This window comes from Nocardiopsis changdeensis, from assembly GCF_018316655.1.
GTDB lineage: Bacteria > Actinomycetota > Actinomycetes > Streptosporangiales > Streptosporangiaceae > Nocardiopsis > Nocardiopsis changdeensis.
This window is the reverse complement of sequence record NZ_CP074133.1, coordinates 2,416,859-2,431,751: the sequence shown is the minus strand read 5'-3', so window position 1 is coordinate 2,431,751 and position 14,893 is coordinate 2,416,859. Positions and strand designations below refer to the sequence as shown.

Below are 14,893 nucleotides of genomic sequence, written 5' to 3'. Positions count from 1 at the left end.
CGCGGGGGCTCCGCGCCCCGGGCCGCGGCCCCGTGTTGTTCCGAACCTCCGCTTCGCTTCGTTCCGTGCCCAGCGCCCTTCGAGGGCGGGGACCTTCGCCCCTACGTCGGCACCCTCGTTCCTCGGACCTCTCCTCCGGGCCTCCAGAACCCCGCCGGCGCTTCGCGCGTCCTCAGTCCAGCTGCCGGGCCACCTCGGCGGCCACCAGCTCCAGGTGCTCCAGGTCCGCCATGTCCAGCAGCTGGAGGTACATGCGCTCGGCGCCCAGCTCCGCGAACCGGCCGATCTTGTCGACCACCTCGGCGGGCGTCCCGGCCAGGCCGTTCAGCCGCAGCTCGTCCACCCGGCGGCCGATGCGCTCCGCCCGGCGGGCGATCTCGGCCTCGTCGCGGCCCACGCACAGCACCTGCGCCGCCGAGTAGACGATCCCGCCGGTGCGGCCCACCGCCGCCGCGGCCGCCCGCGTCCGGTCGAACGCGGCCCCGGTGTCGGCCACCGACGAGAACGGCACGTTGTACTCGTCGGCGAACGTCGCAGCCAGCCGCGGGGTGCGGCGCAGGCCGGTACCGCCGATGAGCACCGGCGGGCGCGGGCTCTGCTCCGGCTTGGGCAGCGCGGGCCCCTCCGCCAGCCGGTAGTACTTGCCCTCGTAGCGGAACGTGCCGCCGACCGGCGTGGACCACAGGCCGGTGATGATGTCGAGCTGTTCCTCGTAGCGGTCGAAGCGCTCCCGGGCCGTGGTCGGGAAGGGGATGCCGTACGCGGCGTGCTCCTCCTCGTACCAGCCCGCGCCGAACCCGAACTCCACCCGGCCGCCGCTCATCCGGTCCACCTGCGCGACCGCGATCGCCAGCGGCCCCGGGTAGCGGAAGGTCGCCGCCGTCATCAGCGTGCCCAGCCGGATGCGCGACGTCTCCCGGGCCAGACCCGCCAGGGTGATCCAGGCGTCGGTCGGCCCGGGCAGGCCGCTGGTGCCCTCCCCCATGTGCAGGTAATGGTCCGAGCGAAAAAGTGCGTCGAACCCGAGCTCCTCGGTGGCCTTGGCCACGGCGAGCTGGTCCTCGTATGTGGCCCCCTGCTGGGGCTCAAGGAAGATCCTCAGGCGCATAAACCCCATTTTCGCCCACCCGCGGGGGCGATCTCCCCCCGGCGCGCGGGTAGCTTCGAAAAGGCCGCACACCGATGAACCGCCCTTCGGGCCCCGAGCGATAGACCGACCGTGAAGCTGTTCCGACGCGCGCACCGCCGCGCACCCTCCTACGGCCCCGAGAGCACCGACCCGGTGCTGCTGACCGCCGTCGCGGCGGGCGAGGCCGAGGCCCTGGAGATCCTGCACCGCAGGCACGCGCCCTGGCTGCGGGCGCGTCTGAACTACCGCTGTTCCGACCCCGACCAGGTCGACGCCGCGCTCCAGGAGACCTTCCTGGCCGTGTGGAGGAACGCGGGCTCCTTCACCCCCCGCCCCGGCGACACCGACGCCGGGGCCTGGTTGTGGACCATCGCCATCCGCCAGCTCATCTCGCAGCTGCGCCGGCGGGCCAACCGGTGGATCTCCGACATCGAGGCCGAGCCCTACGAGACCATCGGGGACGCCTCGGCCGAGGACACCGTGCTGCTCAACATCGAGCACGGACCCCTGGGCGCGGCCCTGCACACCCTGTCCCCCGAGCTGCGGGCCGCCATACAGGCCACCGTGCTGGACGGGCTCACGGTGCGCGAGGCCGCACAGATTCTCCAGATCCCCGAAGGCACCGTGAAGACACGGGTGATGCGCGCCAAGGCGCGCCTGCGGGAGGCATTGACGTCATGAGCGGTTGGCACCTGACCCCGGCCCAGGCCCACGACTACGCGGCCCGGAGAAGCGACGAGATCACCGCGATGTCGGTGGAGGCCCATCTGATGCACTGCGCGCCCTGCCGGTCCCTGCTGCCCGCGGACGAGTCGTGGCTGGCCGACAGCTGGGCGTCGCTGCGCGACGTCGTCGACCGGCCCCGGCGCGGCCCGGTCGAGACCCTGCTGGCCTCCGTCGGTCTGCGCGCGGAGACCGCGAAACTCCTCGCCGCCACCCCGCGGCTCTACCAGGCCTGGCTCGTCTCCACCGTGGTGGTCCTGGGGGCCGCCCTGCTGGCAGCGCACCTGCTGCCGCGCGGCTCGCTGATGTTCTTCTTCCTGGCGCCGGTGGTCCCGCTGGTCGGCGTGGCCCTGGCCTACGGGCGCGGGGTCGACCCCGCGCACACCCTGGCCTCGGTCACGCCCATGGCCGGGCAGCGGCTGCTGTTCCTGCGCACCTGCGCGGTCCTGGTCCCGGCCCTGCTGCTGTGCACCGGCGCGGCGCTGATGCTGCCGCACACCACCACCGCCTGGGACGCGGTCTTCTGGCTGCTGCCCTCCCTGACCTTGGTCGCGGGCTCGCTCCTGCTGGGCCACTGGATCCACCTGAGCGCGGCCTCGGGGATCGTGGGCGTCCTGTGGCTGGCGGTCCTGGGCCTGGTGTCCCTGTCCGGGCAGACGGTCCCCGTCGGGGTGTTCGCCCCCCAGGCCCAGGCGTGCTGGGGCGCGGCCCTGGCCGCCCTGGTCGGCCTGCTGCTGCTCCGGGTGAGGATGGCATGACCGCGGTCCCCGACCGCCGGGTGGTCCTGCGCGGGGTGACCCGCAGGTACGGCACCCGGACCGCCCTGGACGGGGTGGACCTGGACCTGGGCCCGGGGGTGACCGGCCTGCTGGGCCGCAACGGCGCCGGCAAGACCACCCTGATGCGCTGCCTGGCCACCGACCTGGACGCCGGCTCCGGGGAGGTGTGCCTGCTCGGCCTGGACCCGACCCGGGCGCCCGAGCGCACCGACATCCGGCGGCGGCTGGGCTACCTGCCGCAGAACCCCGACTTCTACCCGCACTTCACCGCGTTCGCCCTGCTCGACTACATGGCCGTGCTCAAGGAGCTGGGCGGCCGCCGGGCCCGGCACGACGAGGTGCGCCGGGTGCTGCGCCAGGTCGGGCTGTACGACCGGCGGCACAGCCGGGTGCGCCGCCTGTCGGGCGGCATGCGCCAGCGCCTGGCCCTGGCCTCGGCCCTGATGGGCGACCCCGACCTGCTGCTGCTGGACGAGCCGACGGTGGGGCTGGACCCCGAGCAGCGCATCCGGTTCCGCAACCTGGTGTCCCGCCTGGCCGTGGACAGCACCGTCGTGCTGTCCACCCACCAGATCGAGGACGTGGCCGCGCTGTGCGGGCACATCGTGTGCCTGGACAGGGGGCGGGTCGTCTTCGACGGCGCCCCCGGCGCCCTGCTGGACCGCGCCCGCGGGCACGTGTGGGAGGGTCCCGGCGACCCGGGCAGCGGCCTGACCTCCTGGCGGCTGCCCGACGGGCGCCACCGGGTCCTGACCCCGGGTTCGCCGCTGCCGCCCGGGGAGGCCTTCGGCGCGGTGGAGCCCACCCTGGAGGACGCCTACCTGCTGCTCGTCGGCGTGTCGGGGACCGAGCCCGCCGGGGCCGCGCGGTGAGGCGCACCGCCACCTTCGTCCGGCTGACCCTGTTCAACGCCGCGCGGCTGCTGCGCGGGCCGTTCCTGCTGCCCGCCTCGGCGCTGTTCCTCGCGTACTTCGTGTGGTCGGGCTCCCACCCCGGCCAGTCGGTGGACTCCTGGTACGGCGACATGTCCACGTCGTCCCTGTTCATCGCCGCGATCGGGTTCGGCGCCGTGACCCCCTCCGCCGTGCGCGAGGCCCGCCACCCGGTCGTCTCCGCGACCCCGCTGGGCCGCACCGGCAGGCTCATGTCCCTGGCGCTGTCCGCCGTGCTCCTGCTGTGGGCGGTCCTGGCCGGGCTGGGGCTGTGGCTGTGGACGGCCGCCGAACCCCTGCCGCCCGCCGGGATCATGAGCCCGCTCGCGCTCCCGGTGCCCTTCCTGGTGACGGCCGCCGGACCGTTCGGGGCGCTGCTCCTGGTCCTGTGGACCCGGTCGTACCTGCCGCTGGTCCTCCTCTCCCTCTGCCTGCCGCTGTACCTGGTCTACAACGGCATCCTGCTCTCGGAGCGGCTCAACAGCGCCGTGTCGCGCGCGACCATGGCCCTCCAGCAGGTCGTCAGCCCCTTCCCCGGCTTCTCGGTGTCCCTTTCCCTGGTGACCCTCTACTCGCTGGCCTACACCTGCCTGCTGACGGCCGCGCTGGTGGTGCTGACACTGGGCGCCCGGCACCGCGTCCGGGTCGTGGTCGCCACGTCGGTCACCGCGGCCCTGCTGGCGGCCGGGGCCCTGGGAGTGGCCGTCCACGGCAACGCGACGGTGTGGCGCGACGGGATGCAGGACCCGCAGGGGTACGCCGACGACGAGGTGTACGGGGTGGAGGGCCCCTGGCCCTGCCGGGAGGTCGAGGGAATCACCTACTGCCCGCTGCCCGGCTACGACTCCTGGGTCGCCTCCTGGCACGACACCCTGGAGCCGGTCCTGGACGAGCTGCCCGAGGAGGCGCGGGCCGACGCCCCGGTGGTGTGGCAGGACGCCGGCTGGTACACCCGCGAGTTCGGCGTCCCCAGGCCGGCGGTGACCGTCCACGAGTACATGGACCCGGAGATACAGCCGTGGCAGTCGTACCTGTACTCGTCGTTCGCCCGCAAGACGCTCGGGATGTCGATCGACCCGCCCTCCCCCTACGGGCTGGACGACTGCCGGGGCACCGGGCAGGCCCGGACCGTCGTGGTCGCCTGGGTCGTGGACCGCGCCGTCGCCTCCCACCGCCCCGACGACCTCTACCTGCGGATCGACACGATGGCGATCACCCTGACCGACCTGGCCCCCTCCCCCGCCGACCTGGTCCTGGGGCGGCGGGTCGTCTCGGTGCCCCCGGAGCGGATGCGCGCGCTGCTGGAGGAGCACTGGGAGCGGATCTCCTCCGGGGAGATGGACACCCTGGAGCTGGCCGCGCTGCTGGAGATCCCCATCGCCCAGGAGCAGGACCGGCCCGCCGAGACCGCCGAGTGGAACACCGTGTTCTCCGACGTGGAGCCCAACCTGTACGAGCCCTGGAACCTGCACGCCCCGCTGTGCCCCGTAGGCGGCTGACCGGCCGGCGCCCCGCGGACCCGGGGGACACCGTTCCCCGGGCGGGTGCGCCCTTTCCCGTCGCTTTGCCCGCCGATGCCTAGACTCGCGATCATCCCTGGCTTCCCGGCCGCGCGCCGGCTCCTTCGCGAGGTGGGCACCCGTTGAGTCTTCGCCGTACCGTCTCCTGCGCGATCGCCCTGGGCGTCGCCGCTGCCCCGGCGGCGGCCGTACCCGCCCTCGCCGCGCCGGTGTTCCCGGCGACGGCGGGCGCCACCCTGGTCGGCCTGTCCGTGGCACCCGATGCGGGCGGCGCCGAGGGGCTGTGGGGCACCGTCTATGTCAGCTCCGAGGTCGGCGGGGAACGGCTCGCAGCCGACACCGCCAGCGACCCGAGCGGGCTGCTCGAACCGGTGTCGGTGGTGGGGCCCGCCGAGGCGACGGTCAACACCACGGCGCGGGACGGGGGCCGGGCCGAGGCCGTGGCCGAGCTGGGCGGGCTCACCCTGACCCTGTCCGGCACCGACACGCCCGCGGTCGAGGTCGGGCCGCTGCGCAACTCGATCACCTGCGACTTCTCCGGGAACCTGGAGTGGGAGAGCGGACCGGACCCCGAACGGGTCGTCACGGTGTTCGGGACCGCGCTCACCCCGTCCGGCGGCGAGGCCTCCGCCGAGGTCGAACTGGCCGACGGGAGGACCGCCGAGGTGACGGTGACCGACCACGCCCCGGCCGAGGGGGACACCGGCGAGGGCCGGATGTACACCGGCGTCACGGCGACCGTCGACGGCGCCGAGCTCTTCGACCTGACGATGGGGGCCGTGTCGGTGGAGTGCCCCACCGACGGCGGGGCCGAGGACGCCCCGGCCTCCGGGGAGCGGGGCGGCGGGGACCCGTCGGAGGAGGCGTCACCTCGGGAGGAGGCGTCCCCTGACCAGGACGCCGCGAGCCCCTCCCCGGAGGGCGGGACCCCCGGCGCCGACGCCCCCGACGAGGGCACCGGCCCCGGGACGGACGCCCCCACCCCGACCTCCGCCCCGGCGGCCGACGACGGGGGCTCCGGCCCGGGGGGCCTGCCGATCACCGGCGCGGCCCTGGCCGGGCTGGTCACCGCCGGCGTGCTGGCGGTCGGCGGCGGCGCGGCCGCGGTCTACCTGGCCCGCCACCGTTCCCACGGCCACGGCGACCGGGACACCCGGCCCCCGTCGGAGGAGCCGTAGGACTCGACGAAGCGCTTCTGGCGGCGGGTCTCGACGGCGTGCGGGGAGTAGTGCTCGCGCACGTAGGCGACGGCGTCGGCGGCCGGGACCCCGTCGAGGACGGCCAGGCAGGCCAGGGCGGTCCCGGTGCGGCCGCGACCGCCCAGGCAGGCGAACTCCACCCGCTCGTCGGCGGCGCGCTCCAGGGCCCCGGCGAGCTCCCGGGTCAGGGCCGCGGGGTCGGCGGGCAGCCGGAAGTCGGGCCAGCGCACCCAGCGGGACTCCCAGGGGACCGGCGGCGGGGCCTTGTGGAAGAGGTACACGCCCAGGTCGGGCACGGGGCCCTCCGGCAGGGGCCGGGCGAGCGGGCGGCCCCGGACCAGGCGGCCCGAGGGCAGGCGCAGAACGCCCGCGGCTCCGGGGTTCCAGGTGGTGGTCATCCGGCGAGACTAGCGTCCCGGACACCGCCCCGGAAGGAGTCCGATGACCGGAGGTGTACTAGGCTGCCCCCCGTGAAGAACACGCACTGGCACGTCGTGCTGCCACCCCCGTGCGCCTGACCGGGCGCACCGCACTCCCGAGCTGAGCGAGTCCCGACCGCACCGCGGTCGGCCGCCGTCGTGCGCCCGCACCGGACGTCCCCAGACGCACGATGACGGAGAGAAACACGACCGTGTCGCACGATCTTTCTTCACCGACCCCCGCCCTCACCCTGCTCCGGGGCCCGCTGCCGATCCTGGCCGCGGCCGTCCTGTGGGGCACCACCGGTACCGCCGCCACCCTGGGCGCCTCCCACGCGCCCGCCGCCGCGGTGGGCTCAGCCGGGCTCGTCCTGGGCGGGTTCCTGCTGTTCCTGACCGGCCGGGGCGCCTGGGCGCTCATCGCCGGCGGAGACCGGTCCACCCGCCGCACGCTGGCCCTGGGCGCGGTGGCGGTGGCCGGATACCCGCTGACGTTCTACCCGGCCGTGTCCGAGGCCGGGGTGGCGGTCGCCACCGTGATCACCCTGGGCTCCTCGCCGGTGTTCTCCGGGCTGCTCGCCTGGTGGGCCGACCGGCGGCGGCCCGACCCGCGCTGGACCGTCGCCACCGCCGCGGCCGTGGCCGGCTGCGCGGTGCTGGTCCTGGGCTCGGAGGGCGGGGGCGCCGACCCGGTGCGCCCGCTGGGCGTGCTCGCCGCGCTGGCGGCCGGGTTCTCCTACTCCGCGTACGCCCTCATCGCCGAACGCCTCATCCGGCGCGGCCACGGGTCGTCCGCGGTGATGGGCGCCCTGTTCCTGGGCGGCGGGCTGCTGGCGCTGCCGGTGGTCGCCGCCCTGGGCGCGGGCTGGCTGGCCACCGGGAGCGGCGCGGCGGTCGCCCTGTACCTGGCGGTGTTCACCGTGTTCCTCGCCTACCGGCTGTTCGGGCAGGGGCTGCGGCACACCCCGGCGGTGGTGGCCACCACGCTGACCCTGGCAGAGCCGGCGGTGGCGGCGCTGCTGGGCGTCCTGGTGCTGCACGAGCGCCTGGCCCCGGCCTCCTGGACCGGCCTGGCCGTCCTGGTGCTGGGCCTGGCGGTGCTGCGCGCCCCGTCCCCGCGCCGCCCCTGACACCCGGCCCACCCTCGGCACCCGGACGGCGGGGCAACCCGCCGTCCGGGTGCCCGGATCAGTCCCCGCCGGATCGGTCCCCGACGGTGACGTCGACCTTGTCCGGGTAGAAGGCGGCGTGGCCGGCGATCCGCGCGACCGCCGGGTAGGGCTCCTCGTAGACCCACAGGGCGTCGGCCAGCTCCACCCCGTCGACCGTGAGGGTGCGGTAGGTGGCGGTGCCCTTATAGGGGCAGTAGGTGGTGGTCGGGGTGGGGCTCAGCAGCGCGGGGTCCACGTCGGCCAGCGGGATGTACTGCACCGGCGGGTAGGAGGCCTCCCTCAGCGTCAGCGCGGCCGCGGTGTCGGCGACGACCCGGCCGCCGACCCGCGCGACCACGCGCGCGCCGGTGGGCTCGATGGTGATGGGGTGGTCGGGTCCGGGGACCCGCATCCGTCCGGTCATGTGCGTCCTCCCTCTCGCCGCCGAGACTACCCCCCGACCCCGCCGGGGTCGTGGGGTTATCGAACCACCTATGGTCCTACCTCTGGATCGGCCGGTGCGGACGTCAGTACGCTGCCGGGCACCCCCGCTCCCCCGACCCGGAAGGGCCCTCCCCTTGCGCAGTACCCCGGCGGCCCGAGCCGCCCGACTCGCCGTACTCCCCCTGCTGGCCGCGGCGATCGCGGTCCCCGCCCCCGCCCAGGCCTCCCCGCTCGCCGAGGACGGCACCGTCGTCCCGATCCAGGTGACCGGCGACCCCTCCGAACGGTTCAACCTCGTCATCCTCGGCGACGGCTACACCGCGGAGGAGATGCCCCTGTTCCGCGAGCAGCTGGCCGCGCACCTGAACGTCCAGTGGAGCATCGAGCCGTTCCGCTCCTACCGCAACTACTTCAACGTCTACGCCGTGGAGACGCCCTCGGCCGAGTCCGGCGTCGACTGCGACCCCGCACTGGACGGCGGGACCCGCGACACCGCCCTGGGCATGGGCTTCTTCAACGGCTGCGACGACACCTCGCTGGAGCGCCTGCTCACCGTGGACGAGGCCGCGGCGAACACCGCCGCCGACCTCGTGCCCGGGGTCACCGCGGACAACCGGCAGATCCTGGCGCTGGCCAACAGCACCACCTACGGCGGACGCGGCGGGCGCACCGCCACCGCGTCCTCGGGCAACGCGCTCTCGGCGCTGATCAGCCCGCACGAGCTGGCGCATTCGCTGGGACAGCTCCAGGACGAGTACCCGTACTACTTCCGCGACACCAGCCTGGGCCGCTACCCCGGCCGCGAGCCCTCCTCGGTGCACCACACGCTGATGACCGCCGAGGAGATGACCGCGGCCGAGGCCAAGTGGTGGCGCTGGCTCGGCGAGGAGAGCGAGTCCGGGGGCGTGATCGGGGCCGCCGACCCCGGCGGCAACGAGGGCGGCCTGTACTACTCCGAGGGCGTGTGGCGGCCCAGCCGCCATTCGATGCTCAAGACCCTGGGCTACTACTTCGACCAGGTCGGCCGGGAGGTGATGACGCACCGCATCTCCGGGCTGCGCGACCAGCGGACCCTGCCGGTGACGTCCACCCCCGAGGGCGAGGTCGGCCCGCAGGACGTGCTGTGGGCCGAGGGCCCGCACCCCGCGTACCACGAGCTGGAGTACACCTGGTCGGTCGACGGCGAGGAGCTGGAGGAGGCCGCCGGGGCGCGCGCCCTGGAGCTGGCCGGGCTCGACCTGCCCGCCGGGGCCGAGGTCGGCCTGCGGATCCAGGACCCCACGGAGTTCGTGCGCGACCCCGAGATCCGCGCCTCCTCCGCGATGACGCGGACCCTGGAGTGGACGGTCGGCGAGGCCCTGGAGCCCGACGACCCCGGCGCCGACTTCACCCGGTTCCGCGACACCGGACGCGCCGTCGGCGCCGACGAGGTCGTGTACGTGGAGACCACCCACCCCACCGACCGGGTACCGCAGGTGTCCTGGACGCTGGACGGCGAGCCCGTGTCCACCTCGGCCGACGGCCGCACCCTGGACCTGGGCGCGCTCGACCCGGCGCCGGGGACCCGGGTGCTGTCGGCGACGGTCACCGACCCGGCCGACCCCGGAGGGGACTCCGAGACCCTCACCTGGACGGTGGACGCCGCCGACCCGACCGCGCCGCGCGAGCTGTCCGCCCCCGCGGCCCGGGTGCCGGGGCAGGAGCACCACCTGTACTTCAACGAGTTCTCCATGCGCCTGTCCCCCCAGGACGACGTCGAGGGGCACGTGGTCGGCGAGTTCCGCGTGGACGGCGACGGCTGGCACCACTACTACGGCTGGCCCTCGGACTCGCGGGCGCCGTTCCTGTTCACCCCCGACGGCACCAACGTCGACGACCTGGTCTACGGCAGCCTGGGCAGCGGCGGCCTGTCCATGGCGGTGTTCGAGGTGGACGGCCACGAGCCCGGCTGGGGCACGCACGAGGTGGAGCACCGGGCGATCGACGCGGCCGGGAACATCGGTGAGCCGGAGTCCTTCCGGGCCACCGTCGTGCCCGGCGCCGACCTGGAGTGCACCGAAACGGTGACCGGCACCGTCACCGGCGGCCTGCGGGTCGAGGAGGGCGTGGTCTGCCTCGACGGCGCCGACGTGCGGGGCCGGGTCACCGTCGCCTCGGGCGCCTCTCTGGTGGTCTCCGGCGGCACCCTGCGCGGCGGGCTGGCCTCCTCGGGGGCGCACACCGTGCGGCTCACCGGCACGGAGGTGCGCGGTTCGGTGTCCGTCACACGCACCTCGAACGAGGTGGCCGTCCTGGGCTCCGTGCTGACGGGCTCGGTGTCGCTCACCGGCAACACCCAGGTCCCGTCCGACACCTGGACCGGCGGCGCGGAGGGCTACGGCCCGGTCCTGGCGGGCAACGAGGTCCGCGGCTCCCTGTCCTGCTCGGGGAACACCCCGGCGGTCGGGGACTTCGGGGCGGACAACGCGGTCGCCGGCTCCGCCTCGGGGCAGTGCGCCGACCTGTGACACCCGTCCTCCGGCGCCCGCGCCGGAACGTCCGGGGGCGGGACCGCGCGGTCCCGCCCCCGGCCGCGGTCACTGCTCGCGGGCCTCGCGGTGGCGGCGGGCCGGGTTGACCGGCTCCAGCACCGCCAGGCACTCGACGTGGTGGGTCATCGGGAAGGCGTCGAAGGCCCGGAGGTCGACCAGCCGGTACCCGGACCGGTCGAACTCGGCGAGGTCGCGGGCCAGGGTGGCCGGGTCGCACGACAGGTAGGCCACCGCCCGCGGCCGGGTCCCGGCGATGGAGCGGACCACCTCGGCGCCGGCCCCCGCGCGGGGCGGGTCCAGGGCGACCACGTCGGCGCGCACGTCGGCCCACTCGCGCATCTGCGCGGCCACGTCGTGCTGCTCGATGCGCGCCTGCTCCAGGTCGCGCAGGTTGTACCGGGCGTCGCGCACCGACTCGGCGCCGCTCTCCACGCCCAGGGCGCGCCCCTCGGGGCCGACGGCCTCGGCCAGGGCGGCGGTGAACAGCCCGGCGCCGCAGTACAGGTCCAGCGCGGTCTCCCCCGGCTTGGGGGCCAGCGCGGCCAGGATCGCCTCGGTGAACACCCGGGCGGCGGCCGGGTGGACCTGCCAGAAGCCGCCCGCGCCCACCCGGAACTCGCGTTCGCCGACGATCTCGCGCACCCCGCGGCGGCCGCGCACCTGCTGGACGCGCCCGCCCTTGAAGCGGCGCAGCACGGCGCTGGACGCCTTCAGCTCGGGCAGGGTTCCCAGCTTGGCCCCGGTGGGGGTGACCACGACCGCCCGGTCGGCGCGCTCGGCGGCGGCCACGGCCTCGACCTCGCGCACACCCGGCCAGGGCAGCTCGGTGACGCCCAGCTCGGTGACGCCGGGGTGGGCGATGAGGCAGCGGTCCACCGGCTCGATGTCGTGGGAGCGGTGGCGGCGCAGGCCGGGGACGCCGTCGGCGTCCACCGCGAACCGCACCCGGGTGCGCCAGCCCAGGTTGTCGGGGGTGCCGGGCAGCTCCTCGACGACGACCTCGCGGTCGATCCCGGCGATCCGGCGCAGCTGGTCGGCGACCACCCGGGCCTTGAGCAGGCGCTGGGCCCCGGGGGTGGCGTGCTGCCAGTCGCAGCCGCCGCAGGCACCCGGGCCGGCGAACCGGCAGGGGGCCTCGACGCGGTCGGGGGAGGCGGTGAGGACCTCGACCGCCTCGGCGCGCAGCAGGTTGCTGGTGCGTTCGGTGACCCGCACCCGCACCCGCTCGCCGGGCAGGGCGTGGCGGACGAACACCACCTGCCCGTTGTGCCGGCCCACGCACCACCCGCCGTGGGCGACGTCGTCGACGGTCAGCTCGAACTCGGTACCGGCACGGGTCATGGCGGAGTTCCTCCGGGGATCGCGGATGTGGTGCGGCTGCGTCCACGGGGCGTCGCCCGTCGCGGGAGGGGGCTGAGGCGGAGCGCTGCGGGGCGCCCCGGGGTGCGCGTCGGCGCACGTCCCGCGGGTGACCTGCGCGCACGGCCACCGACCGCCCCAATCTACCGCCACCGCGGGCCGGATCCGGTCACGCCGGGCGCGCGGGGCCCGGCCGGCCCCGCCGGTGTCGGCCCGAGCGCACGGGACGGTGGCCCGATGTGCCAAGGTGTCACTGAGAGGGCACGGGCGACCCCCGGGCCCGGGAGGCGCTGTTTCGACGGGAGTGCGGGCGAGGTGCACATCGTGATCATGGGGTGCGGCCGCGTGGGGTCCACGCTGGCGCACACACTGGTGGACCTGGGGCACACGGTGGCGGTGATCGACCAGGACCCCGAGGCGTTCCGGAGACTGCGCGGGGACACCGCCAAGCACGCGGTCCGGGGGCTCGGGCACGACCGGGAGGTGCTGTTGGCCGCCGGTATCGACCGGGCCCGGGCGTTCGCCGCGGTGAGCAACGGGGACAACTCCAACATCATCGCGGCCCGGGTGGCGCGCGAGACGTTCGGGGTGGAGCACGTGGTGGCGCGGATCTACGACCCGCGCCGCGCGGAGGTGTACCAGCGGCTGGGCATCCCCACCGTGGCGACGGTGCGGTGGACGGCGGACGCGATCCTGCGCCGGATGGTGCCGGGGGACGACCGCCTGACCGCGGGCCCGGAGTGGCAGGACGCCTCGGGGACGCTGGCGATGACCGAGGTCGCCCTGCCCGACGGGTGGGCGGGGCGGCCGGTCGCCGAGGTGGAGCGGAGGGCGCCTCTGCGGGTGGTGTACCTGGCCCGCAGCGGACGGATCGTACTGGCCGGCGCGGAGGTGGTCCTGGAGGAGGGCGACGTGCTGCACGCCGTGGCCGACACCCGGGACCTGGACGGCCTGGCAGCGCGGCTGCACGGCGACGGGGAGGTGTAGCGATGCGCGTCGCGATCGCGGGTGCCGGGAGCGTGGGGCGCTCCATCGCCACGGAGCTGGCGGGCAACGGGCACGACGTCCTGCTCATCGACCGGGACACCCGGGCGATCGGGGTGGACGACCTGCCGCAGGTGGAGTGGCTGCTGGCGGACGCCTGCGAGCTGTCCACACTGGAGGACGCCCGGCTGGGCGACTTCGACGTGGTGGTCGCGGCCAGCAGCGACGACAAGGTGAACCTGGTCGTGTCCCTGCTGGCCAAGACCGAGTTCGGGGTGGGCCGGGTGATCGCCCGGATCAACGACCCCGTCAACGAGTGGCTGTTCAACGACTCGTGGGGGGTGGACCTGGCGGTGTCGCCGCCGCGGCTGATCGCGGACCTGGTGGAGGACGACCCGCAGGAGGAGTCCTTCGACGAGGACGCCCTGCCGCCGCTGCCGGGCGCGGAGATCGCCGAGTCGGTGCTGCACGCGCGCAGCCCGTTCGCGGGGCGGTCCGAGAGCGAGCTGGCCGCGGTGCTGCCCGAGGGCGTGGCGCTGGTCGCGGTGGTGGGCCCGGGCGGGGTGCGCGCGCCCGAGCCCGAGCGGGTGCTGTCGGTGGGCGACACCGTGGTGTTCCTGGCCGAGCCCGATTCGCTGGGACCGCTGGAGGAGCTCCTGGACCCGGCGGGCGAGGGGTCCGGGACCTGAGCCGGGGCGCGCCCGCCGGGCGCGCCCCTGTGCCCGTGTCGGCCAGGGCCCGTGCCCGTGTCGACCCGGCCCGGTCAGTCCCGGTCGGCGGGCCGCCCGGACAGCGGGGTGCGGCCGCGGGCGAGCACCCACACCATCGCGGCGAACGCCGCGACCTGGAGCGGCCAGCCCATGGCGACCTTGGACAGGCCCAGCGCCGCGAACGTGTTCGCCCCGCCGTAGGTGGCGGCCGCCCACAGGGGGTACTGCACGACCACGCGCAGGACGCAGGGCAGGACCAGCAGCCAGGTGAGCTTGGACGCCAGCGAGACCACCGCGGGGTTCTCGCGCCAGGAGGTGAAGTCCTCCTTGTGCCCGATGAACGGGCCGATCATCAGGCCGATGGCGGGCCAGCGCACCAGCACCGACAGGCTCAGCACCAGCGCGTAGACGGCGTTGTAGATGATGCCGGGCAGGAAGGCGTCGGCGGCGTTGCCGCTGCGCATCGCGAAGACCGCGGCGATGCCGATGCCGAACAGGCTGGTGACGACGTACTGCACCGAGGAGCGCTGGACCAGCCGCAGCACGCCCAGCAGCAGGGCCGCGACCACTCCCAGGCCGATCGACAGGCGCAGGTCCGAGCCGATGATGTAGGAGACGGTGAAGGTCAGGGTCGGGACGGCCGCCTCGACCATCCCCCGCTTGCCGCCCAGCGCCTTGGCCAGCTGGGAGCGGACCAGCGCCTCGACCGTCTCCTCGGTCACCGCCGGGGGCCGCTGCTCCTCGGGCTCCCGTCCGGTGTCCCCATCGGCGCGCTGCTGCTCAGTCATCTGCTCCCGGTCCGCTCCGCGTCGTCGGTACCGTCCCCGGGCGGGGGACGCACGGTCATGATGCCCCAGACTACGCGACGCCCGTCCGCTCCCCCGGCCCCGGCCGGGCGGCTATCGGCCGGTTCGTCCGTGTGAGCGGCGGTTGGTCCGCGGGGCTTCTCACCGATTTCTCACCGGCCGGGGGACGGCCCCTCCGCCCGGCCCGGACGGGCGGCCCTGGCCTGC

General features: G+C 75.2%; 14 protein-coding genes. 9 read left to right on the top strand and 5 right to left on the bottom strand.

Translation table 11 applies throughout. The features are described from left to right. Positions 1-172: 172 nt before the first annotated feature. Complete coding sequence (locus KGD84_RS11090) at positions 173-1,108, bottom strand: LLM class F420-dependent oxidoreductase (protein WP_220560195.1); 936 nt, start codon at positions 1,106-1,108, stop codon at positions 173-175. Between the two features lie 111 nt (positions 1,109-1,219). Between KGD84_RS11090 and KGD84_RS11085 the strand changes: the two genes are divergently transcribed. The 5 genes from KGD84_RS11085 to KGD84_RS11065 all read left to right on the top strand — a co-directional run bounded on the left by KGD84_RS11085 (position 1,220) and on the right by KGD84_RS11065 (position 6,261). Continuing rightward, positions 1,220-1,810: an RNA polymerase sigma factor gene (locus KGD84_RS11085; RefSeq protein WP_220560194.1), complete on the top strand. Its 591-nt coding sequence runs from the start codon at positions 1,220-1,222 to the stop codon at positions 1,808-1,810. Next, a complete protein-coding gene (locus KGD84_RS11080) occupies positions 1,807-2,610 on the top strand; it encodes a zf-HC2 domain-containing protein (protein ID WP_220560192.1) in 804 nt (267 codons plus the stop codon). The genes KGD84_RS11085 and KGD84_RS11080 overlap by 4 nt, the downstream gene beginning before the upstream one ends. Beyond that, positions 2,607-3,503: an ATP-binding cassette domain-containing protein gene (locus KGD84_RS11075; RefSeq protein ID WP_220560191.1), complete on the top strand. Its 897-nt coding sequence runs from the start codon at positions 2,607-2,609 to the stop codon at positions 3,501-3,503. Before KGD84_RS11080 ends, KGD84_RS11075 begins: the two co-directional genes overlap by 4 nt. Next, a complete protein-coding gene (locus tag KGD84_RS11070; RefSeq protein ID WP_220560190.1) occupies positions 3,500-5,062 on the top strand; it encodes a hypothetical protein in 1,563 nt (520 codons plus the stop codon). The genes KGD84_RS11075 and KGD84_RS11070 overlap by 4 nt, the downstream gene beginning before the upstream one ends. A gap of 143 nt (positions 5,063-5,205) precedes the next feature. Then, on the top strand, positions 5,206-6,261 hold the full coding sequence (locus KGD84_RS11065; protein WP_220560189.1) for a hypothetical protein: 1,056 nt from the start codon (positions 5,206-5,208) through the stop codon (positions 6,259-6,261). On the opposite strand, the gene KGD84_RS11060 is transcribed toward KGD84_RS11065, so the two are convergent. Further along, positions 6,192-6,680 (bottom strand): protein-tyrosine phosphatase family protein, encoded by a 489-nt coding sequence (locus KGD84_RS11060; RefSeq protein ID WP_220560188.1) that lies wholly within the window; start codon positions 6,678-6,680, stop codon positions 6,192-6,194. The genes KGD84_RS11065 and KGD84_RS11060 overlap by 70 nt on opposite strands. Positions 6,681-6,892: 212 nt before the next feature. On the opposite strand from KGD84_RS11060, the gene KGD84_RS11055 reads away from it, so the two are divergent. Continuing rightward, entirely contained in the window at positions 6,893-7,831 is a 939-nt protein-coding gene (locus tag KGD84_RS11055; protein WP_220560187.1) for a DMT family transporter, read from the top strand. A gap of 58 nt (positions 7,832-7,889) precedes the next feature. Here KGD84_RS11055 and KGD84_RS11050 read toward each other — a convergent pair whose 3' ends face one another. Further along, complete coding sequence (locus KGD84_RS11050; protein ID WP_220560186.1) at positions 7,890-8,276, bottom strand: DUF427 domain-containing protein; 387 nt, start codon at positions 8,274-8,276, stop codon at positions 7,890-7,892. Between the two features lie 154 nt (positions 8,277-8,430). Between KGD84_RS11050 and KGD84_RS11045 the strand changes: the two genes are divergently transcribed. Next, the gene (locus KGD84_RS11045; RefSeq protein WP_255646446.1) at positions 8,431-10,803 is read left to right on the top strand and encodes a M64 family metallopeptidase; all 2,373 of its coding nucleotides are present in this window, start codon (positions 8,431-8,433) and stop codon (positions 10,801-10,803) included. 69 nt (positions 10,804-10,872) lie between these two features. On the opposite strand, the gene KGD84_RS11040 is transcribed toward KGD84_RS11045, so the two are convergent. After that, the gene (locus KGD84_RS11040) at positions 10,873-12,168 is read right to left on the bottom strand and encodes a class I SAM-dependent RNA methyltransferase (protein WP_220560183.1); all 1,296 of its coding nucleotides are present in this window, start codon (positions 12,166-12,168) and stop codon (positions 10,873-10,875) included. A 333-nt stretch (positions 12,169-12,501) separates the two neighbouring features. On the opposite strand from KGD84_RS11040, the gene KGD84_RS11035 reads away from it, so the two are divergent. Continuing rightward, positions 12,502-13,173, top strand: a complete 672-nt coding sequence (locus tag KGD84_RS11035; RefSeq protein ID WP_220560181.1) for a potassium channel family protein — start codon at positions 12,502-12,504, stop codon at positions 13,171-13,173. A 2-nt stretch (positions 13,174-13,175) separates the two neighbouring features. Then, positions 13,176-13,859, top strand: coding sequence for a potassium channel family protein (locus tag KGD84_RS11030; protein ID WP_220560180.1), 684 nt, complete (start codon positions 13,176-13,178; stop codon positions 13,857-13,859). A gap of 74 nt (positions 13,860-13,933) precedes the next feature. Here KGD84_RS11030 and KGD84_RS11025 read toward each other — a convergent pair whose 3' ends face one another. Then, positions 13,934-14,668: a DUF3159 domain-containing protein gene (locus KGD84_RS11025; protein ID WP_220560179.1), complete on the bottom strand. Its 735-nt coding sequence runs from the start codon at positions 14,666-14,668 to the stop codon at positions 13,934-13,936. Between the last annotated feature and the right edge of the window lie 225 nt (positions 14,669-14,893).

Excerpts from the sequence above, each read along its gene's own strand:
- KGD84_RS11090 (WP_220560195.1), bottom strand. The coding sequence starts at position 1,108 with ATGCGCCTGAGGATCTTCCTTGAGCCCCAGCAGGGGGCCACATACGAG.
- KGD84_RS11080 (WP_220560192.1), top strand. The coding sequence starts at position 1,807 with ATGAGCGGTTGGCACCTGACCCCGGCCCAGGCCCACGACTACGCGGCC.
- KGD84_RS11075 (WP_220560191.1), top strand. The coding sequence starts at position 2,607 with ATGACCGCGGTCCCCGACCGCCGGGTGGTCCTGCGCGGGGTGACCCGC.
- KGD84_RS11060 (WP_220560188.1), bottom strand. The coding sequence starts at position 6,680 with ATGACCACCACCTGGAACCCCGGAGCCGCGGGCGTTCTGCGCCTGCCC.
- KGD84_RS11055 (WP_220560187.1), top strand. The coding sequence starts at position 6,893 with ATGACGGAGAGAAACACGACCGTGTCGCACGATCTTTCTTCACCGACC.
- KGD84_RS11050 (WP_220560186.1), bottom strand. The coding sequence starts at position 8,276 with ATGACCGGACGGATGCGGGTCCCCGGACCCGACCACCCCATCACCATC.
- KGD84_RS11040 (WP_220560183.1), bottom strand. The coding sequence starts at position 12,168 with ATGACCCGTGCCGGTACCGAGTTCGAGCTGACCGTCGACGACGTCGCC.
- KGD84_RS11030 (WP_220560180.1), top strand. The coding sequence starts at position 13,176 with ATGCGCGTCGCGATCGCGGGTGCCGGGAGCGTGGGGCGCTCCATCGCC.
- KGD84_RS11025 (WP_220560179.1), bottom strand. The coding sequence starts at position 14,668 with ATGACTGAGCAGCAGCGCGCCGATGGGGACACCGGACGGGAGCCCGAG.